Source organism: Gemmatimonadota bacterium (assembly GCA_026705765.1).
In the GTDB taxonomy this organism is placed as follows: Bacteria; Latescibacterota; UBA2968; order UBA2968; family UBA2968; genus VXRD01.
In genome coordinates, this window is the sequence record JAPPAB010000011.1 from 38,300 (window position 1) to 59,696 (window position 21,397).

The window sequence follows — 21,397 nt, forward strand, 5'->3', positions numbered from 1 at the left end:
AACTGGTCGATTTCCAGACCAGTTCATCAGGATAGGCAGGATGAAAGGATGATCAGGATGAAAAGCAAAGACAAAACCTAATGACCCGAAAGACAAACCCATGTCAAAACCAACAGACATAAAAATCAAAACCGTCGCCACCTACTTCCTCCCCGTCCAAACGCGCATACCCTACCGCTTTGGCACCGAACAACTCGACAGCGTCACCTGCGTAAGAGTCCGCATCGACGTCGAAGACAGGCTGGGCAACACCGCTTCTGGCTGGGGAGAAACACCCTTGAGCGCGCCCTGGGCATGGCCATCGCCGCACCTCACATACGCCATCCGGGAAACCGCTATGAAAAACTTCTGCCTCAAAATCGGACGCGCCTATGCAGATATCGACACCGCCGGTCACCCCATCGAAATCGGCCACATAGTCCAGGAAAACATCCTCCCCGACCTCCTCTGGGCCTTCAACATCGAACAACAAAACACCACAGGCGACATGCCCCGCCTATCCGCGCTCGTCTGCGCCTCGGCTTATGACCTCGCCCTGCACGACGCCTATGGCATCTGCCACAACATCGACATCTACGACACGTACAACGCAGAATTCATGAACGCCGACCTCGCGCACTACCTCGACCCCGCCGACGACATCGACGACAACTTCACCTGTCGCTATCCCGAAAACTACCTCATCCGCCCGCGACCAAACCGCCTGCCCGCATGGCACGCCGTAGGCGGCAACGACCTCCTCGACGACGCCGAACGCACAGGCGAAGAACCCGACGACGGCTATCCCGTAGTCCTCCCCGACTGGATACGCCGCGACGGCATCACCTGCCTCAAAATCAAACTCACCGGACAAGAGCCCGGATGGGATTACGACCGCATCGTCCGCATCGGACAAATCGGCATCGAAAACAACGCCATGTGGTTGTGCACAGACTTCAACTGTACCGTCCAACAAGTCGATTACGTCAACGACATCCTGGACCGCCTCCTCACCGACCACCCGCGCATCTATCAAATGATCCTCTACGTCGAACAGCCCTTCGCCTATGAACTCTCTGAAAACCCCCTCCCTGTACACAGCATCTCCGCACGCAAACCCCTCTTCATGGACGAAAGCGCGCACGACTGGCGCATCATCCGCCTGGGACGACAACTCGGCTGGACCGGCGTCGCACTCAAAACCTGCAAAACCCAGACCGGCGCCCTGCTCTCCCTCTGCTGGGCGCGCGCACACGGCATGACACTCATGGTACAGGACCTCACAAATCCCATGCTCGCGCAAATCCCCCACGCCCTCCTCACCGCCCATGCCGGCACCGTCATGGGCTTTGAAACCAACGCCATGCAATTCTACCCCGACGCCTCAATCCCCGAAGCCGCTGTACACCCCGGCGTCTATCGCCGACAAAACGGCCACATCGACATCTCCACAGTCACAGGACCCGGCTTTGGATACAAACACGACCAGATTGACCGCACACTCCCCGAACCTGCTGACCACCGATTCGCCGATGAACTGGCCTGAGAGACGGCCAGTTGTACCCCGTTCCGTCTATTCGTTGATTCGTCTATTCGTCTATTCGTCTATTCGCTTTAAAAAAGGCACACCAATGTCCTCTCGCACCGCACACATCCAGCGCAAAACCTCTGAAACCGACATAGACCTCACCCTCAGCCTCACGGGCAAGGGAGAGTCAAATATCGACACCGGCATCGGCTTCTTTGACCACATGCTCACAGCCCTTGCCCGCCACGGTTTATTCGACCTCACCGTCACCTGCAAAGGCGACCTCGAAGTCGATGCCCACCACACCGTCGAAGACGTCGGCATCTGCCTGGGCCTTGCCCTCTCCAACGCACTGGGCGACAAAACCGGCATCGCGCGATTCGGCTCCGCCTATGTACCCATGGACGAAGCCCTCGCCCGCGCCGTAGTCGATCTATCAGGCCGCGCGCACCTCATCTACAACGCCACATTTGCCGAAGAACGCATCGGCGCATTTCCCACAGCCCTGGGCCTCGAATTTTTCACCGCACTCGCGCACAACGGCCGCTTAAACCTGCACATCGACCTCATCCGCGGCAACAACGCGCACCACGGCATGGAAGCCATCTTCAAAGCCGTCGCCCGATCCCTGCGACAGGCCGTCACCCTCGACAATAGGATCAGCGGCATACCCTCGACCAAAGGAAGCCTGTGAACGCACAACCCGCAGCATTCATCGACCGCGACGGCACAATCAACATCGAGGTCCACGACCTCAATCGCGTGGAACAACTCCAGCTCATACCCCGCGCCGGAGAAGCCATTGCGCGCCTCAACCAGGCCGGTTATCCCGTCATCGTCATCACCAACCAATCCGCCATCGGACGCGGCCTGCTCACAGAACCTGGACTCTCTGAGATCCACCGCGAACTCAAACATCAATTGTCAGCCTGCAACGCATCCATCGATGCCATCTACCACTGCCCCCATCACGGGCGAGACAACTGCACCTGTCGCAAACCCGCGCCGGGCATGATTTTGCGCGCCGCCAGTGAACACAACATCGACCTCGCGGGTTCTATCATGATAGGCGACAACGCAACCGACCTCGAAGCCGGATGGAACGCCGGCTGTCGCGCAGCCCTCGTGCGCACCGGCTCTGGTGAAAACGCCCTTGCAGAAATCGACCGACAAACGCGCAACCGCATAAACTACATCGGTCGCGACTTATTCGACGTCATAGACCAGATGCTCCGGGAATGAACCATCTATAATGAAAATTCTACACACCCTATACGACGACATCGACAACCCCTGGTGTGGTGGGGGCGGTGCCCTGCGCACCTATGAAATAGCCCGTCGCCTATCGCACAAACACCAGATCACCCTTCTATCAGGCGCGTATCCCAACGCACCCAGAGAAGAAACCCGAGAAGGCGTACACATCCGCCGCGTGGGATCGGACCGCTCGTATCTCCTCAGCCGAATGAGCTTTGCCCACTATGCCTCCCGCGAAATCGCCCGAACAAACACCGACCTGTGGGTCCATCAATTCTCGGCCTTTGCCCCCCTCTACGTCTCCGAAAAAAAAAGGCGCGACAGCCTCCTCGAATTCTTCCACTTCATGGACGACCACGCCACTGCAAAATATCCCGTGCTCGGCCACATTGCCCGCAAAGCCGAACAGCGCGCTCTGCGCCTTCACCCGCACATCCTGACCATCTCGCCCACCGTCACGCGCCAGCTTGAAAAACGCGCGACAAACGCACAATTTCACCTCGTCTATACCGGCGTCGATCAAATCTGTTTCGACGCCCCCTGGGCAGAAGAAAACTACATCCTCTATTTTGGGCGCATGGACATCCACAACAAAGGCATCGACATCCTCCTATCCGCCTTTGCCAAACTCAACGCACCGCATATTCGCCTCATCCTCTCGGGACGCGGAACCCCGCAAAGCAAACGCGAAATACGATCCATCGCCAATGATCTCAACATCGCAAACCGCGTCGGATTCACCGGCGCCGTCACACCCGAACAAAAAAACATTCTCATAGGCCACGCCCTCTTCGTCTGCATCCCCTCGCGCTACGAAGGCTGGGGCATCGTCGCCATTGAAGCCGCAGCCGCAGCCAAAGCCGTCATAGGCACCGACATCCCCGGCTTAACAGATGCCATCCGCGCCAATGAAACCGGCCTCCTCGTCCCATCGGAAAATCCCCAGGCACTCGCCAGCGCCATGAAACGCCTGCTCGGCGATCCTATCCTGCGCAAACGCCTGGGAACAGCGGGCCGCAAATGGGCTGCACAATTCACCTGGGACCGCACAGCACAAGCGCAAGAAGAGGTCTATCTGAAAGTTGCCAATAACTCACTACAGGAACCCCAACAATGAGCAAACGACGCAGGCGTAGTCCATCCACCCAGACCAAATCGGCGTTTGACTTCACCCGCTTCCTATCCCGCCCCTGGGTACCCATTGTCTTTTTTGCCCTGCTCACGACTATCTATTTCTATCACTTCCTCATCACGGGCGATGTAATCTACGGCACCGACACCGGTACAGAATTTCACAAAGGCAACGAACCCTTTACAGAGGCCCTGAGCAAATTGCCACCAAAAAACTGGAGTCGATACATGGGTGGCATGCCAGCATCGTCCGCCTTGCGATCCCAATACTATCCCCTCGTCATCATCGACCTCTTCACCAGCGAACACCGCTATTTTGGCTGGCGTTATATCTTCGCCATGTTCACAGCCGGATACTTCATGTACCTCTGCACACGCAGCTTTGGCCTCCATCCCCTCGCCGCCCTCATCGCGGGTGCGGCCTACGCCTCTGCCCCTGCATTCCTCACCTTCACCCATGCCGGGCACTATGCAAAAATGACCGTCATTGGCCTCTTCCCCCTCATGTACTGGGCACTCAACCGCGGCATGGACACGCGGCGCATCATCTATTTTTTAATCCTCGGCGGCACCGTCGGCATCGCCATCTACAGCCCGCACCTCCAGATGGCCTACTTTGCCCTCTGGGCACTGGGCCTGCTCTTTCTCTACAAACTCATACGGGGATTGTCCCGCACCCGAAACACAAAAACCGCCCTCTATCAAACCCTCCTATCGGCAGGCGCGATCTGCCTGGGCCTCGCCATAGGCGCAGAAGGCGTCATCCCCCAATATTGGAACGCACAAACATCGTCAAAACGCGCCGCTACCGCACAAGAAGACGGATATGAATTTGCCTCATCCTGGTCGCTTCACCCCGAAGAAATATTCGCCCTCGTCATCCCTGAATTCGTCGGCTTTGACACAAACACAACAACCCACAAATACTGGGGACGCAACGCCTTCAAAATCAACTCGGAATACGTCGGCATCGTCCCCCTCTTCTTCGCCATCCTCGCCCTCTCGCGCATACGCAAAAAAACCCACATCGCATTCCTCCTCGGCCTCTTCATACTCGCAGTCGCCTACGCACTCGGTCCCCACATCCCCCTGCACAAACTCCTCTTTCACATCGTCCCCGGCGTCAACGTACTGCGCGCACCCGGCATGATCGCCTTCCTCTTTTCCTTTGCGCTATGCGCCCTCGGCGCGTACGGCCTCCACCGCCTCATAACCGACGACATCACCTCTGATACCGCGAAAAAACTCGGCATCACAGGCGGAATATGCACCGCAATCCTCCTCCTATTTGCCTTTGCCCCTTCCGCGCTCCTATCCCTCTGGCAAAACATCGTCTGGACGGACATACCCGCCCCCCGCCTCCAAATCGCCCGAAATAATCTTCCCCTCACAGGACAGGGCGCATTACTCGCAGCCCTCTTCGTCGGCATACTCACCGTCATCTCGTATCTCCGCGCACAAAACAAACTCCAAATCCACACCTTTGTCCTGGTACTCCTCACCGTCCTCCTCATCGACACCTGGCGCATTGACAAACTATTTCTCAACTACGTCAACCCCAACCGCGTTCCACCCCGCGAGCGCGTCAACGCCGACGCCGTTGCATTCCTCAAACGCGACAACAGCCTCTTCCGCGTACTCGCGCTACCCGACCACAACCAGATGCCCTTGCCCGGCATAGACCTCGTAACTGGATTTCACGACTTCGCCATCAGGCGTTACGACCACATCCTCAAATCCGATGCACTCTACAACCCCAACCCCGCGATCCGCAACCTCCTCAACACCAGATACATCGTCGCCCCATCTGAACTGGGTGATCCATATCTCCAAAAAATTGCCGGACGTCAGGGCCTGCACATCTACCGCAACCCCGGCGCACTACCATGGTTTTATCTCGCGCCCCAATACGAAATCATCCCCGATGAAAACCAGATCCTCCAAAAACTGGGCGACCCCAATACCAACCCCGAGCAAACAGCACTACTCGAAGAAAATCCCGGCATCACCTCCACCCCCAACACCAGCGAAACAGGCAGCATTGAACGCCTCGAATACAACGAACATCGGGGCCATCTCAAACTCAGCACAACAGCCCCAGGACCCCGCATCCTCGTCATCTCGCAAAACCACCACCCCAACTGGACTGCCACCGTCAACGGCGAACCCAAACCCCTCATACGCGCCAACTACCTCTGGACCGCAGTCGCACTTGAACCCGGCGAACACACCGTCGAACTCACCTACCGCGACCCCATCGTAGCCCCCACGCGATGGATCACACTCGGCGGTATCGCCATCCTCCTCATCGCAATTCCCCTCTGCATATACAATGAAAAAACCACCAACTGAAAAATCCGCCATCCAGCGCATAGCGCACGGCGCAATACAAACCTTCGGCAGCACCTATCCCGCGCGACTCATCAACTTCGCCGTCCTCCTGCTGCTCTATCAGATCCTCGTACCCAAAGACTTTGGCGCCATCACAACGGCCTATTCCATCCTCGCCCTCGTCATCGCCATCCGCGACCTCGGATTGCACTACGCCCTCTTGCACGAACACGACCGCGTCCACGACCTCGCCCCCACCCATTTTGTACTCAGCATTGGCCTGGGCAGCATCAGCACACTCTTCGCCCTGTGCATCGCCCTCTATTCCGAACACCTGTTTGAACTCACCCACACATTCAACACCTACCTCGGCTTTACAGATACCCTAACCTACCCCAAAGTCGCCATAGCCCTGGGCATATTGGGCGCTTTCGAACTCCTCCGAACAGCCGCACTCACCGCAGAAACCCAGCTTCAACGCGACCTCGAATTTGGACGCCTCGCCGTTGCACATGCAGGAGGAACCACTCTCGCAGCCCTCGTCGGCCTCGCCGTTGCCTACCTCGGATATGGCAAATGGGCACTCATCCTCGGATTCTTCCCGTACAGCGTCACCTATATCCTCTTCTATTGCACCGTCGTCTGGCTCCGCCATCCCCCTCCCCTGAACCAGCTACACACCTTCAACGCGCAAGCCGCGCAGCGCATGATCCGCTACGGTATCTGGTTCTGGATCGGCGGCATACCCAAAATCTTCGTCCAACACTACGACAAACTCATCATCAGCCTGTTCTTCGGGTTAAGCCTGCGCGGCATATACGACGCCGCACACAATTTTGCACAAATACCCAGCGGGGCCATCACCATGGTCATCGTACGCATCACCGCCACAGTGTACGCGCGCTACCAGAACAACCGCGACCAACTCTCCGCAGCATACCGCCGAACCACGCGCCTCATCCTCCGCACCACAGTCCCCATCTCCCTCGTACTCGCGCTCGAAGCCAACCGATGGATACATATCTTCAAACCCGACTGGGCACCTGCCGCCCCCCTGCTTCAATGGCTCATCATCTACTCCCTCTGTCGCCCCATACTCGACGACGTACACGCCCTGTTCTACAGCATCGGCAGCCCAAAAAGCATTGCAAAATTCGCCTCGGCTCAAGCCCTCATCCTCCTCATCCTCGCCCCCTACCTCGCCCATCACATGGAAGCAATCGGCATTGCCATAAGCATGAACGCCATCGCCATCGTCGGCCTCATCCTCGCACTCATCCTCGTCCGCGCATATGTCGATATCCCCATCGCCAAAACTTATGCCCCCCCACTCATCGCCGCAGCCATTGGCACGGGCATGCACTATGCCCTTGCCGAATGGCTCAACACATTGCCAATCCCAATGGGCGTCCTCGCAGGCAGCGCGATCTTCACCACGGGTTATGCCATCGGCCTCCTCATCGTCGAACGCAAAACACTCATCGACGAAATCAAAACCGTCATCCGCGCCATCAAATCATGAAACGCCATTGGCATTTGCATCCATTCTCATTATTATTCTAAAAATAATTATTATGAAAAAGAATAATAAAAAATAGGGGCGAATACCCCTTCTCATACCTCAGGAGACATATTGTGAAAGACGTTATCCTCGACATGGAAGCAGCCGTGCGTCCCTATACCGGACTTGGACGATTTAGTCTGAATCTAAGTCAGGCTCTGTTAAAGCTAAATGAAGACCTGACTTTTGGCTTTTACGGTTCCAATATCGAAATGCACAGGGGCATGTGTTACCGGGCCAATCCCCTGCATCGGATTTTTCCCACGCTACTCCCCAAATCTAAAATTTGGCATGCCATGCACCAGGAATTCCTATATATTCCCAAATATTCAGACCTCGTGTTAACCATTCATGACCTGAACAATATGTGCATGAACAAGTCTGAGAGTTTCAAAAAGCGGTTTCTTCGCCAATTGGAAGAAAAAATAGAACACGTGGAGGAAAGAGGAGGACATATTGTCTTCATTTCAAAATTTGCTCAGCAGCAAGCCCTTCACTACTTTGATATTCCCGAAGACAAGATGTCTGTCGTCTATAACGGCGTGACCTTCAGTGAAAGCATAGTCAAACCCACCTTTCAAATCCCAGAAAAATATTTCCTGACTATTGGTGTCGTTGCAGAAAAAAAGAACTTCCATACGCTAATTGATTTAATGGAACTGCGCGATGAGTCTCTCATCATCGTGGGTGATACACGCACCACACATTTAAATAGAGAAAGACCTTATGCAAACATGATCCGCAAGCAAATAAAAGAAAAAAATTTAGAAAATCGGGTTTTCCTGGTCGGCACAGTGAACGAAGCAGAAAAATCCTATCTCATTGAAAATTGTAATGCCTTCGTATTCCCATCACTTTTGGAGGGATTTGGCATTCCGCCTATTGAAAGTATGGCAAAGGGAAAACCAACATTCGTCTCTCGCAAGACCAGCCTGCCCGAAATTTGCGGGAACCACGCGCATTATTTTACGAGTTTTGATCCTCATAAAATGGCAGATGTCATTGAGGTGGGTCTCAAAAATTTTAATGAATCTAAAGCCAACAAAATGATCGAATGGGCCAACCAATACAGCTGGGACAGAGCCGCAAAGTCTTATCTGGATATTTACAAAAAACTTCGGGATACACAACAAAACGCATGAGGGTTTTTCCAGGCCTGAAAAAGTTATGCCAGAGACAATTTTGATCGGATCATTGCCTCCCCCTCTCACAGGACAAACCATTGCATTTCAGATGGTCTGCGAGGAATTTCAAGAGCGCGAGTTGCCATATCGGGTAATCAACCTCAGCGGAGGAGAACACACAAGGCCAGAGGGCGGCTTCACTCTAAGGCGGTTCATACAACTTCTCAACCCCTTCTTCAGAGCACTGATCCTGTTATTTGGCAAAAAAAATCTATACCTCAGTGCCGCTCAAAATTGGGTGGGATTTCTCAGAGACAGCATATTCATACTCCTGGCCACCATCGGCAGACAGCGCATTGTGATTCACGTACACGGAGGAAATTACGACGGCTTCTACGCCTCCCTCTCGCCCTGGCAACAACATGCGGTGCGCGCCTTTCTCAAACCTGTGGACACAATACTGATCCTTGGAAAAAGTCTGCGCGGCATGTTCGATTTTGAACCTGCCCTGCGGGATAAAACACGGGTCGTCTTTAACGGCCTGCCGTACGACATAGAGGACCTATCCGTTGAACCAAAGCATCTGCCATCGGGAGAACGCCCAAAGCTCCTCTTCCTCTCCAACTTGATCGTGAGCAAAGGCTACCTTCAGGTACTCGAAGCACTGCACATCCTGGTACATGACTTGGAAACCGACGCCGAATGTCATTTTTGCGGCAGCTTCGTCCTGGCATCCGACATCTGCCCGTACTCAACCCCCGAAGAAGCGGAAGCCGATTTTCTGCAGCGGATTGAAAAATTGGGACTGGACGAACACGCGTTCTGGCATGGTCCCGTCGATGGAAATCGAAAACTTCGTTTCCTCCAAAAAAGTCACTTCTTCTTACTTCCAACCCGCTATGTGTACGAAGGACAACCGATATCGATCATCGAAGCACTTGCATTTGGGCTGGTTGTGATTACAACACCCTATCGCACGATACCGGAAATGGTAGAAGAAGGTACGGTCGCGGAATTGATTCCCTTTGATCAACCTGAGAAAATCGCACGCGCAATCGAATCGTACATCCGAGAACCAGGCAAGTTTGAAGCGATGAGTCGGGCATCCATTGACCGATACCGCGAGACCTTTACCCGAAAACAACACCTGAATAAGTTGATACCTCTTATTTTAGGGTAAAAGTTGACTTTTTTTGATTTTACGCATCAAAAAATCCTATATTCAATCATTCTCTGAAAACAAATAGAACGAGGAATTTTGTTATGAAAATTCAGGTCTATGCCTGCCATTCAGGTGTCCATGAAAGCTTATTGCGTGAATGGGTCGCACGCGATCATGAAATCTACGTCACCGAAGGCGTTGGACCGTGGGATGACAACCAGGCTCCGATACCCGAAGGCGTCAAACGCGAAGAGCCGAGCAATCCCGATGTTATATGGGTCGGCTCAACACAGGACGTGGGATACGCGTTGCTGTACAAATGGAAAAAACTCCGTCCCACTATTCCCATAGTACTCACCCACTGGTGGGTCCCATCAATCAGGCGACTTGCGGGAACCGTGTACAAATTTGCCCATCAAATCAGCGTATGCGAATGGGGCCGCGAATATCTCCTGAAACACTGGAACATGGACTCCGCAGTCATGTACTGCCCCGTAGATCCGGACATCTTCGCCTTAAGAGAAGAAGACCCCGACCCTAAGCGCGTCTTATGCGTGGGCAATCACTTTGCCTCCCGCGACATTATGGGCTGGGAATATCTGGAACCCATCATTCACAAAGTCTATGAACAAGACCCCGAAGTACACTTCGAATTCCTGGGCATCAATCCCGAAATTGACCCCAACAACTACCCCAATGTATCCAAGCGCGCCGTCCTCCAAAACGAAATGCCCGACTACCAGGCCAGAGCGCGGTGCGTTGTAATCACCACCACCTTCAACCTCATCCCGCATTCGCTATTGGGCGCAATGGCACTCGGGCGCAATATTGTCGCATTTGATCTCCCGTCCCTACATGAAGTCATCGAACACGAAAAAAGCGGGTACCTCATCCCCCGCTACGATATCGACGCCTTTGCCAAACAAATACTCCAACTCACCAGCACACCCGTCAATCCAGAAATAGGCCGCAAAGCACGCGAAAACGTATTGGCCAAATGCGACTATCGGCTCGTGGCATCGCAGTATGAAGAATTTTTTAAAAAAGTTATAAAATAATGTATAGCTGAGCACTGAGAGTTCATCCATGAAAACCCTCCTCGTCACTGGTTCATCGGGCCTCATAGGCTCAGAAGTCTGCATCTATTTTGCCGAACAGGGATATGCGATCCACGGCATAGATAACAACCAGCGCGCCGTCTTTTTTGGTCTCCAGGGAGACACCCGCTGGAATCAAAAGCGCTTAAACAGCGTCTTAAAACACTTCCACCACCACGAAATAGACATCCGCGACCGTGCGGGCATCTGCAAACTCCTATCCAAAATAAAACCCGGCGCCATCGTACACGCAGCCGCCCAACCCTCGCACGACCTCGCCGCACGCATCCCCTTCGACGACTTTGACACCAACGCCGTAGGTACACTCAACCTCCTGGAAGCCGCGCGTCAAACCTGTCCCGAATCCCCCTTTATCCACATGTCCACCAACAAAGTCTATGGCGATGCCCCCAACCACATTCCCTTAAAAGAACTGGACACCCGCTGGGATTACGACGACCCTGCATACAAACACGGCATCCCCGAAACATTTACCATTGACCAGTCCAAACACTCGCTCTTCGGCGCATCCAAAGTCGCCGCCGACATCATGGTGCAGGAATACGGGCGTTATTTTTCCATGCCCACCTGTTGCCTGCGCGGCGGATGCCTCACCGGACCCAATCACAGCGGCGTTGAACTACACGGCTTCTTGAGCTACCTGGTCAAATGCAACATGGAAAACCGCACATACACCATCTTCGGTTACAAAGGCAAACAGGTACGCGACAATATCCACGCCCTCGACGTCGCCCGTTTCATGTGGGCCTTTGTCCAATCGCCCCGATTCGGCGAAGTCTATAACCTCGGCGGCGGCAAAAACAACAGTTGCTCCATCCTCGAAGCCTTTGACCTCGTCGCCCGATACTCCGAAAAAAAAATGCAATACACCTACACCGACCAGAACCGCGAAGGCGATCATATATGCTATTACAGCGACCTTCGCAAAATGAAATCGCACTATCCCAACTGGGACATCACAAAAACCCTCGAAGACACCTTTGCCGAAATTGTCACAAGCTGGCAAAAACGGCTACGCGCAACATGAACAAAAAACGCTCAAAACATCAACAAAAGACATCCTCTCCTTTCTTTAACCTCGCGCAGCACGAAAGCAAACCCTATTTCTTGCCTGCACTCGGCCTGTGCGGTTTGCTCATGGGCATCCTCCTCTTTGACGCAAACCTCTCCCTCACTGGCGACAATGCCCAATTCATCAACCTGGGCCGATCCCTTGCCGATGGGTATGGACTCTCGGAAACCATCGAAGGCGAACCCATCCCACACACCAAATACCCCTTTGGATTTCCGCTCCTCCTCGCCATCACCGACATCATCTTCCCGGGCAACCTCATCGCACTCAAAAGCCTCGTTGTCCTCCTCTACGCCATCTCAATCCCCCTCACCTATCTCCTCATCCGCCGCTTTGCCAGTCCCCCCATGGCACTCGGCGTAAGCGCGCTATGTCTCGCCTCTCCCCTCCTCCTGGATTATTCGCATCAGGTCATGTCCGAAATCCCCTTTCTCCTGTGCTCTCTCATTGCGCTTCTCCTCCTCCACCGCGCACGCGCATCCAATACCCTATCTACACTCGCACTTGCAATCATCGCCATAATCGCAGCCTACTACATCCGCAGCGCGGGCATCATCCTCATCGCCACCGGCATCATCTACTTTGCCCTGCACAAAAAATGGAAAGAAGCGGGACTCATCGCCATAGGCAGTTTTCTCCTCGCCCTGCCCTGGCAAATCCGCAACGCATCACTCGGCGGCACCCCCTATATCAAACAACTCCTCAGCATAAACCCCTATCGTCCGGAAGAGGGCATGCTCACATTCACCGCCCTGATCGAACGCATCCTCGCAAATCTCGAACTCTACGGCATGCTCGTCATCCCCTACATCTTGCTACCCTTTTCTATCGACACCAGCGCTTTTGTCGGCGTCGGACTCTTCTTCTCCGCCCTGATCCTCTATGCCCTGATCGTCGGACTCATAAAACGGCATTTGCTCATCGTGTATCTCACCTGCTATCTGGGCCTCTACATCCTCTGGCCTGATATGTGGTCCGACACGCGCTTTCTCGTCCCGGCCATACCCATCCTCTTCTACGCCATCCTCACCAGCATGGACGAACTGCTCCGACTTCTCGCCCGAGCACTCAAAAAAACCGCCTCGCGCGCGGGCACTGTACTATTTTTTCTCTTTCTCCTCGGCTCAAATATCCTTGAGACCAACTACCTCACCGAACGCATCGGATGGTTGCCACCCAACTGGGACACTTACTTTGCCGCTGCAGAATGGATAAAAAACAACACCGAACCCGATGTCAAAATCGCCTGCCGCAAGCCGTATCTCATGAACGCGATTGCCAACCGCAAAGCTACGGGCTATGCATGGAAAACCCCAGATGAGGTGATTGCCGAATTTGAACAAAAAAACATCGACATCGTCGTCATCGACCAGATCGGATATCAATCCACATCCGAATTTCTCGTCCCCGCGGTCCAGGCACATGAAAACCGCTTTAAAATCATCCACATCGCGCGCAATCCCAACACCTACGTCTTAAAATTCAAATGACATTCACATTTGTAAAAAAACGCGCCCTTTGCTATCTTTGTTTTTTAACTCTCATTTTCTAACCTCAACAACACGCGCCCCATGCCCGACCTCAGCCTCGTCATACCCCTGCTCAACGAAGAAGAAAGCCTGCGCCCGCTCATGGAACAAATCCGCGGCGTACTCTCTACCCAGAACCGCACCTACGAAGTCATCTTCATCGACGACGGCAGCACCGATGGGTCAATCACCGTATTGGAAGACCTCCACAACACCTATCCCGAAGTCAAAGTCATCCAATTCCGACGCAACTTTGGCAAAGCCGCCGCTTATACCGCCGGATTTCAACGCGCACGCGGCACATACATCATCACCATGGACGCCGACCTGCAAGACGACCCGGCAGAAATTCCCAACCTCCTGTCCAAAATCGAAGAAGGCTATGACCTCGTCTCGGGATGGAAGAAAAAACGCTTTGACCCCCTGGGCAAAACCCTCCCCTCCAAATTCTTCAACTGGGTCACCGGCTTTGTATCGGGCATAGACATACACGACTTTAATTGCGGCCTCAAAATCTATCGCAACGAAGTCACAAAAGACATACGCGTACTCGGCGAACTCCACCGCTACATCCCCGTACTCGCCCACCTGGAGGGATATCGCATCGGTGAAATCCCCGTCCAGCATCACCCGCGACAATACGGCGTAACCAAATACGGCTGGGGACGCCTGCTCAAAGGCTTCTTTGACCTTCTCACCGTCATGTACATCGGCAAATACATGGGCCGTCCCCTTCACCTCTTTGGCACAGTGGGCCTCATCTTTGGCATCACGGGCATGCTCGTCAACGCATACATCGCATCCCTCTGGTTCCAAACCGGCACCATTCAATACCGGTATCCCCTGCTCATGCTCGGGGTTTTCCTCACCGTACTCGGCGTACAATTCGTCTGCACGGGCCTGCTCGCCGACATGTTGACCCGGGGTCCCCAGCCCAATGAAAAATTCAACATTCGAAAAATTTTGGAATAAATGACCACCAAAAACATCCTCATCACCGGCGGCATGGGATTCGTCGGCTCCTACCTCGCCGATGAACTCATCCAACGCGGACACCGCGTCCGCATCTTTGACAACCTGGACCCTCAGGTACACCCCAACCGCGAACTGCCGGACTACGCCAACCCCCATGCCGAATTTATCCAGGGCGATGTGCGCGATTACGACGCCTTAAAAAAAGCCCTTCAAGGCATTGAAATCATCTTTCACAAAGCCGCCGCCGTTGGCGTGGGACAATCGCAATACGAAATCAAAAAATACGTTGACATCAACACCGGCGGCACCGCGAACCTGCTCGACATCCTCGTCAACAACAAACACAACATAGAAAAACTCATCGTCGCAGCCTCGCAAACCAGCTACGGCGAGGGCCGCTACACCTGTGCAGAACACGGCACGCAACACCCGGGTCTCCGCCCAGAAAACCAGCTAAAAAATGCCCACTGGGAACACAAGTGTCCCATATGTAACCAGGACATGCCCCCAGCGCCTGTACCTGAAAATACCGAACGCATCTGCCACACCATCTACGCACAAACCAAAACGCATCAAGAAGACATGGTCCTCAACATAGGCCGCGCCTACAAAATCCCCTCAATAGCCCTGCGCTACTTCAACATCTTTGGACCCCGGCAGTCCCTCTCCAACCCCTACACGGGTGTAACCGCCATCTTCATGAGCCGCCTCAAAAACAACAAACGACCCGTCATCTACGAAGACGGCAAACAATCGCGCGACTTCATCTCCGTCCACGACATCGTACGGGCCAACATCCTCGCCATGGAAAAATCTGAAGGAGATTATCAGGCCTTCAACGTCGGCAGCGGAATCGGCACATCCATTGAACACATCGCCCGGACCCTGTCCAACATCCTGGGTACGGAACACCTCGCGCCCGACATCCCCGGAACCTATCGCCAGGGCGACACCCGCCACAGCATTGCCGACATCTCACGCATAAAAAAAACACTGGGCTTTAAGCCCAGTGTCAGTTTTCAACACGGCATGGAAGAACTCGTCGAATGGGGACGAGACCGCGAAGCCATAGACGGCTTTGCAAAAGCGCAAAACGCACTACAGAAAAGAGGCCTCATTTAAACCGGAACAAATTCACGAACGGGAACCCGTTCCCGTATCTCGTGATCCCAGCGCAACATTGTCCGAATCTTCTCGGACCGGTCAACATCACCGTGAATCGCATAAAACAGCGCGCGATACGCCATTTGGTCGCGTTTTTCCAGATCGATGCACGTCATGTTATTTCTCCTTCTGTGGGTGACAGTTTTTCTTTACCTTTATTCATAAGCAAATCCCGTGCCACTTTTACTATTTTTTATAATATTTTTTTAATAGCTGATTTTACAGAACTTATCCCAAAACGCTCATATATAGCTAAAAAATTCATGTGGCAAAAATGGAACATTATGGTCAAAATGACCACCTGTAACCCAACAAATTGGCACATTTTTTCCTATTCTCTTCAGGAGTAATCCTTCATGCTCGACATCAACCTCATTCGCAAAAACCCCGAATACGTCATCCGGGCATTGCAAAAACGCATGGACGACATCGACTTCACGGACCTGCTCGTCTGGGATGAAAAACGCCGCGCGCACATCGCAGAAACCGGACAGCTACGCGCAAAACGCAACAGCGTCTCCGCCCAAATCCCCGAAATAAAAAAAGCGGGCGGAGATATCGCCCAGATACAAACAGAAATGCGCGACGTCTCGACCCGCATCAAAACCATTGAAACCGAACTCGCGGAAATCGAGCAAAACATCCATCTGTTTATCGAAAGCCTCCCCAACATACCCGCAGACGACGTACCCCCCGGAGACAAAGAAAACAACCGCGTCGTACGCACCTGGGGCGAAAAACCCGCACCCGACTTTGATCCTCAGGACCACATCGAACTCGTCACCCATCTGCGCCTGATCGACTACGAACGCGGCGTCAAAATGGGCGGAACCGGATTCTGGCTTTACATCGGCGACGGCGCACGCCTCGAATGGGCACTGCTCAACTACTTCATCGACAGCCACATTGACGACGGCTACGAATTTGTACTCCCCCCACACATACTCAACGAAGCATGTGGCTTTACCGCCGGACAATTCCCCAAATTTGCCGACGACGTATTCCACCTCAAAACCGGCGACGACAAAGTGCAATTCCTCTTGCCCACCTCAGAAACCGCATTGATCAACCTCTACCGGGACGAAATCATCCCCGAACAAGACCTGCCCAAAAAATTCTTCTCCTACACCCCCTGTTATCGCAAAGAAGCCGGCAGTTATCGGGCACAGGAACGGGGCATGATTCGCGGTCACCAATTCAACAAAATCGAAATGTTCCAATTCACCCGCCCCGAAGACTCCGAAGACGCGCTCGAAGAACTCATCCACAAAGCCGAACAACTCACCCGGGACCTGGGCCTGCATCACCGCGTCTCCATGCTCGCCGCAAAAGACGTCAGCGCATCCATGGCCAAAACCTACGACATCGAAGTCTGGATCCCCAGCATGAACGAATACAAAGAAGTCAGTTCCGCCTCCAATGCCAGCGACTATCAGGCCAGACGCGGCAGCATCCGATTCAAACGCACAGAAACCGGCAAAAACGAACTCGTACACACCCTCAACGCCTCGGGCCTGGCGACCAGCCGCATCATCCCCGCGATCGTCGAACAAAACCAGAACAGTGACGGCAGCGTCACCATCCCCGAAATCCTGCGCCCCTATCTGGGGGGAAAAGAAATTTTTGAACCCGTGGATTAGTAGGGGCTATGCCCCTGTGCCCGCCCGCAAACAGAACAGACAAAGCCCGCCGGAAAAACCGACGGTTTATTATTCTGGTAGCCCAACTGATCCACTATGCAAAAAATGCTTAAAGGCTTGCATAAAATTTGAGATATGATATTTTATCAAAACAAATCGCAATAACACAACAACCTGCAAATCAAACCATAATCTCGGACAATACCATGAAGCCTCCCATTTTTACCGAGGAATCAGTTTCAGAGATGGCTGTCCCTCGATTCAAAGAGCATAAAACGACTCAAATTGCAGTGTTATTAGTAAAGTATAGTGGTGGTAAAATTGATCTGTATAAGCTAATTAAGCTAATTTATCTTATTGATAGAGAGTCGTTGAAACGCAGGGGCCATCCCGTGACGTTTGACCGGCCCTATAACCTTCCATTGGGACCTACACCGAGTCATACTTATCATTTGATTTGGAATCCGTGGGACGGGGAGTATTGGTCTCGGTCTTTTTCGCTTCCGAAAAAAAACATTATCAGGTTACTCAATAATGATATAGGTGACGGAGAATTATCCCAATTTGAGATGAATTTAATACGTGAAATATATGAAAAATTTAAAAATAAATCGTTTAATGAATTAAAAAAATATGTTCATTCTTTGCCAGAATTTGATGACCCTGGTCACTCTTCTGCGCCGATGGAGTGGGACAGGCTACTCAAAGCCGTGGGGTGGACTGGTGATGACTTAGTCGCAATAAGAAAAGAGTTTAACGCCATAGCAATGTTTGAAAACATGATTGATAATACGACTGTGAGTGAAAAGACAAGAGAGTAAGGTACGATACTATATGGCATTTGCAGGGAAATGTGTCTTACTTGACGATTCAGGTAGTAGTCATTTATGGATTGTAATAACGGATGGCGCAGGGACACCGCTACAAATAATCATGGTGAATGTCAGTTCATGGCGTTTTGGAATAGATGATACATTTGTTTTGCAGCCCAATGATCATCCATTTATTATTAGAAAGTCCGTCGTTCTTTATCAGCATGCTTGCTTATTTGCCGAACGAATGGTTCCCACTATTCTCCGTAATGGGATATATCAACCAGATATATCCTCTGATGTGTTGCAGAGAATCTGTCGAGGGCTATGCGAATCACCCAACACGCCGAAAAAGATAAAAGATTTCTACGAGCGGTATCATGATCATGCTTAAAGGGACGCAAAACAATCGCGTCCCTTTTTTTGTCCAAAATGGACTTGATCCGTTGAGGTATATTCAATAAGATAAAGAACAGCGACGGGTTATCCATTCCCTTGCCGACGCCCGTCTTGTCCCAATCCTATGCCTGATAATACCGCCTGGGAGATGGGTTGGGGTTTATCTCATCTTATTGTAATCTGCCTGAGAGACGCCTATCCCGAGCAATTCGAGCCACTGGCATCTGTAATACCCTGAAGCCACGTTTGAAAGGCGGCATCAAGCGGCGCGCATAGCCCTGTATTAGTAAAGTAAAATTCCTTCAGCTTTGTCAGCCCCCTCAGGCTCTGAGGAAGCGCACCCATCAAGGATGTGTTATCCTGGAGACTCAGAAACTCAAGATTGGAGAGTTTACCCAATTCTGTTGGAATCCTACCACTCAACTGATTGTTGTGAAGAGCCAATAGCGTAAGGTTAGATAGATTGCCCAATTCTGTTGGAATCGCACCGCTCAACTGATTGTCGCCGAGGTCCAGGTAAGTGAGATTGGACAAGTTGCCCAATGCTGTTGGAATCTCGCCACTCAACTGATTGCCCCAAAGATACAAGTGCGTGAGATTGGGAAGGGTGAACAATTCGGATGGGATTGACGACAGTTGATTCTTTACCAGACTGAGTTTTGTCAGACCAGTCAGACCAGAAAAATCGTCAGCCTTCAGTTCTGTGAGGTTTGCACCATCCAAAATGAGAGAACTTATCGCTGATAGATGCTCCGCTGTCACATCGCCGCAAGTGCTTACAGGCACTTGTGCCATAATCGCGTCGCGTACTGCATTCGTGCGATCACATACCGACACCCCTAACTCTACGCCACAATTCGAGCCATTGGTTTCTTCAATGCCCTGAAGCCACGTCTGAAAGGCAGGATCAAGCGGCGCGCATAGCCCTGTGTTATAAAAATAAAATTGCTTCAGATTTGTCAGCCCACTCAGACTTTGAGGAAGCTCACCCATCAAGGATGTGTTATCCTCGAGCCTCAGAATCTCAAGATAGGAGAGTTTACCCAGTTCTTTCGGAATCTCTCCAACCAACTGATTGTCGCCGAGGTCCAGTTCAGTGAGATTGGACAGAGTGCCCAATGCCTCTGGAATCTCGCCATCCAACTGATTATTGTAAAGGTACAGGTGCGTAAGGTTCGATAGAGTGCCCAATGCTTCTGGAATCTCTCCAACCAACTGATTGTCGCCGAGGTCCAGTTCAGTGAGATTGGACAGAGTGCCCAATGCTTCTGGAATCTCGCCATCCAACTGATTGAAGCTAAGCCACAGTTGCGTAAGGTTCGATAGATTACCCAATGCTTCTGGAATCTCGCCATCCAACTGATTGTCCCAAAGAGCCAGTAGCGTAAGATTGGACAGATTACTCAATTCTTTTGGGATTTCACCTTCCAACTGATTGTCGCTAAGAGCCAGTATCTCAAGGTTAGACAGATTGCCCAATGCTGTTGGAATCTCGCCATCCAACCGATTGTTGTGAAGAGCCAGTAGCGTAAGGTTCGATAGATTACCCAATTCTTTGGGAATCGCACCCTCCAACTGATTGTCGTTAAGCCACAGTTGCGTAAGGTTCGATAGATTACCCAATGCTGTTGGAATCTCGCCATCCAACCGATTTCTTTCAATATCCAGGTACGTTAGATTGAACAGGTTGCCCAATGCTGTTGGAATCTCGCCATCCAACCGATTGTTGTAAAGAGCCAGTAGCGTAAGGTTCGATAGATTACCCAATTCTTTGGGAATCGCACCCTCCAACTGATTGTCGTTAAGCCACAGTTGCGTAAGGTTCGATAGATTACTCAATTCTGATGGAATCTCGCCAACCAACCGATTACGACTAAGAGACAGTTCCGTAAGATTAGAAAGATTGCCCAATTCTTTGGGAATCTCGCCATCCAACCGATTGCCACGGAGGTCCAGGTAAGTAAGATCAGAAAGGGCGAACAACTCTGAAGGAATGGATGTCGTCAATCGATTAAATGACACATTAATCGAGGTAAGCGCGGTCAGGTCATCAAAAAAACCATCGGGCAGGCTACTGAGTCGGTTCTCTTGCAGGTTGAGCTTTATCAGACAAGTCAGACCAGATAAATCCCCGGCCTTCAACTCTGTGAGACCTGCACCTGATAGACTCAGAGAATCTATTGCTGATAGATGTGCCGCTGTCACATCGCCACAAGTGCTTACAGGCACCAATGCCATAATCGAGTCGCGCACGGCAACTGTGCGGTCGCATACCGATACGCCTGGTGGAGGGACTTCTGTGCCAAACGAATCGACAAATACCAAAAAGTCGGAAAATTCAATCACACCATTGCCATCCAGATCATACCTGACTTGATATGTCTCATCGCCACGACTTGATCCGAACTTCTCTACAAACGCCAAAAAGTCGGAAAAACCTACGATACCATCTCCATCAAAGTCCGCAGAACGTGTCGTATTCGCAGAGGCGTAACCCACACATACCAGCACCGCAAGCGCGACAACATTCACAAACACCCATCTCTTTTTCATATTCTCAAACTCCTTCAATAAATGTGACCCAAAATGGCGTCAAGTCCACACCAATCACACCA

Annotated in this window: 17 protein-coding genes; 15 read left to right on the forward strand and 2 right to left on the reverse strand. The window is 52.2% G+C overall.

Annotation, left to right across the window (positions count from 1 at the left end):
* Positions 1-100 precede the first annotated feature (100 nt).
* The 13 genes from OXH16_01525 to OXH16_01585 all read left to right on the forward strand — a co-directional run bounded on the left by OXH16_01525 (position 101) and on the right by OXH16_01585 (position 15,889).
* Positions 101-1,525 carry a hypothetical protein gene (locus OXH16_01525; GenBank protein ID MCY3680047.1) on the forward strand — a complete coding sequence of 475 codons (1,425 nt, stop codon included), beginning with the start codon at positions 101-103 and terminating at the stop codon, positions 1,523-1,525.
* 85 nt (positions 1,526-1,610) lie between these two features.
* Positions 1,611-2,201 carry an imidazoleglycerol-phosphate dehydratase HisB gene (hisB, locus tag OXH16_01530; protein MCY3680048.1) on the forward strand — a complete coding sequence of 197 codons (591 nt, stop codon included), beginning with the start codon at positions 1,611-1,613 and terminating at the stop codon, positions 2,199-2,201.
* Positions 2,198-2,749, forward strand: a complete 552-nt coding sequence (locus tag OXH16_01535) for an HAD family hydrolase (protein MCY3680049.1) — start codon at positions 2,198-2,200, stop codon at positions 2,747-2,749. Before hisB ends, OXH16_01535 begins: the two co-directional genes overlap by 4 nt.
* A gap of 10 nt (positions 2,750-2,759) precedes the next feature.
* Positions 2,760-3,881 carry a glycosyltransferase family 4 protein gene (locus OXH16_01540; protein MCY3680050.1) on the forward strand — a complete coding sequence of 374 codons (1,122 nt, stop codon included), beginning with the start codon at positions 2,760-2,762 and terminating at the stop codon, positions 3,879-3,881.
* Complete coding sequence (locus OXH16_01545; GenBank protein ID MCY3680051.1) at positions 3,878-6,247, forward strand: YfhO family protein; 2,370 nt, start codon at positions 3,878-3,880, stop codon at positions 6,245-6,247. The genes OXH16_01540 and OXH16_01545 overlap by 4 nt, the downstream gene beginning before the upstream one ends.
* On the forward strand, positions 6,228-7,748 hold the full coding sequence (locus tag OXH16_01550) for an oligosaccharide flippase family protein (protein ID MCY3680052.1): 1,521 nt from the start codon (positions 6,228-6,230) through the stop codon (positions 7,746-7,748). The genes OXH16_01545 and OXH16_01550 overlap by 20 nt, the downstream gene beginning before the upstream one ends.
* 134 nt (positions 7,749-7,882) lie before the next feature.
* Entirely contained in the window at positions 7,883-8,929 is a 1,047-nt protein-coding gene (locus tag OXH16_01555; protein ID MCY3680053.1) for a glycosyltransferase family 1 protein, read from the forward strand.
* A 25-nt stretch (positions 8,930-8,954) separates the two neighbouring features.
* Positions 8,955-10,091 (forward strand): glycosyltransferase family 4 protein, encoded by a 1,137-nt coding sequence (locus OXH16_01560; GenBank protein MCY3680054.1) that lies wholly within the window; start codon positions 8,955-8,957, stop codon positions 10,089-10,091.
* 83 nt (positions 10,092-10,174) lie between these two features.
* Positions 10,175-11,131 carry a glycosyltransferase family 4 protein gene (locus tag OXH16_01565; GenBank protein ID MCY3680055.1) on the forward strand — a complete coding sequence of 319 codons (957 nt, stop codon included), beginning with the start codon at positions 10,175-10,177 and terminating at the stop codon, positions 11,129-11,131.
* A gap of 28 nt (positions 11,132-11,159) precedes the next feature.
* Positions 11,160-12,218 (forward strand): NAD-dependent epimerase/dehydratase family protein, encoded by a 1,059-nt coding sequence (locus tag OXH16_01570; protein MCY3680056.1) that lies wholly within the window; start codon positions 11,160-11,162, stop codon positions 12,216-12,218.
* Positions 12,215-13,753, forward strand: coding sequence for a glycosyltransferase family 39 protein (locus OXH16_01575; GenBank protein MCY3680057.1), 1,539 nt, complete (start codon positions 12,215-12,217; stop codon positions 13,751-13,753). Before OXH16_01570 ends, OXH16_01575 begins: the two co-directional genes overlap by 4 nt.
* 81 nt (positions 13,754-13,834) lie before the next feature.
* Positions 13,835-14,764, forward strand: coding sequence for a glycosyltransferase family 2 protein (locus tag OXH16_01580; GenBank protein ID MCY3680058.1), 930 nt, complete (start codon positions 13,835-13,837; stop codon positions 14,762-14,764).
* Positions 14,765-15,889, forward strand: coding sequence for an SDR family NAD(P)-dependent oxidoreductase (locus OXH16_01585; GenBank protein ID MCY3680059.1), 1,125 nt, complete (start codon positions 14,765-14,767; stop codon positions 15,887-15,889).
* Here the strand turns inward: OXH16_01585 and OXH16_01590 are convergent.
* Entirely contained in the window at positions 15,886-16,047 is a 162-nt protein-coding gene (locus OXH16_01590) for a hypothetical protein (protein ID MCY3680060.1), read from the reverse strand. The two genes, OXH16_01585 and OXH16_01590, sit on opposite strands and share 4 nt — an antisense overlap.
* Before the next feature lie 240 nt (positions 16,048-16,287).
* Between OXH16_01590 and serS the strand changes: the two genes are divergently transcribed.
* Positions 16,288-17,571, forward strand: coding sequence for a serine--tRNA ligase (gene serS, locus OXH16_01595; GenBank protein ID MCY3680061.1), 1,284 nt, complete (start codon positions 16,288-16,290; stop codon positions 17,569-17,571).
* A 206-nt stretch (positions 17,572-17,777) separates the two neighbouring features.
* A complete protein-coding gene (locus OXH16_01600) occupies positions 17,778-18,392 on the forward strand; it encodes a Panacea domain-containing protein (GenBank protein ID MCY3680062.1) in 615 nt (204 codons plus the stop codon).
* A 585-nt stretch (positions 18,393-18,977) separates the two neighbouring features.
* Here OXH16_01600 and OXH16_01605 read toward each other — a convergent pair.
* The gene (locus tag OXH16_01605; GenBank protein MCY3680063.1) at positions 18,978-21,335 is read right to left on the reverse strand and encodes a leucine-rich repeat domain-containing protein; all 2,358 of its coding nucleotides are present in this window, start codon (positions 21,333-21,335) and stop codon (positions 18,978-18,980) included.
* Positions 21,336-21,397 lie beyond the last annotated feature (62 nt).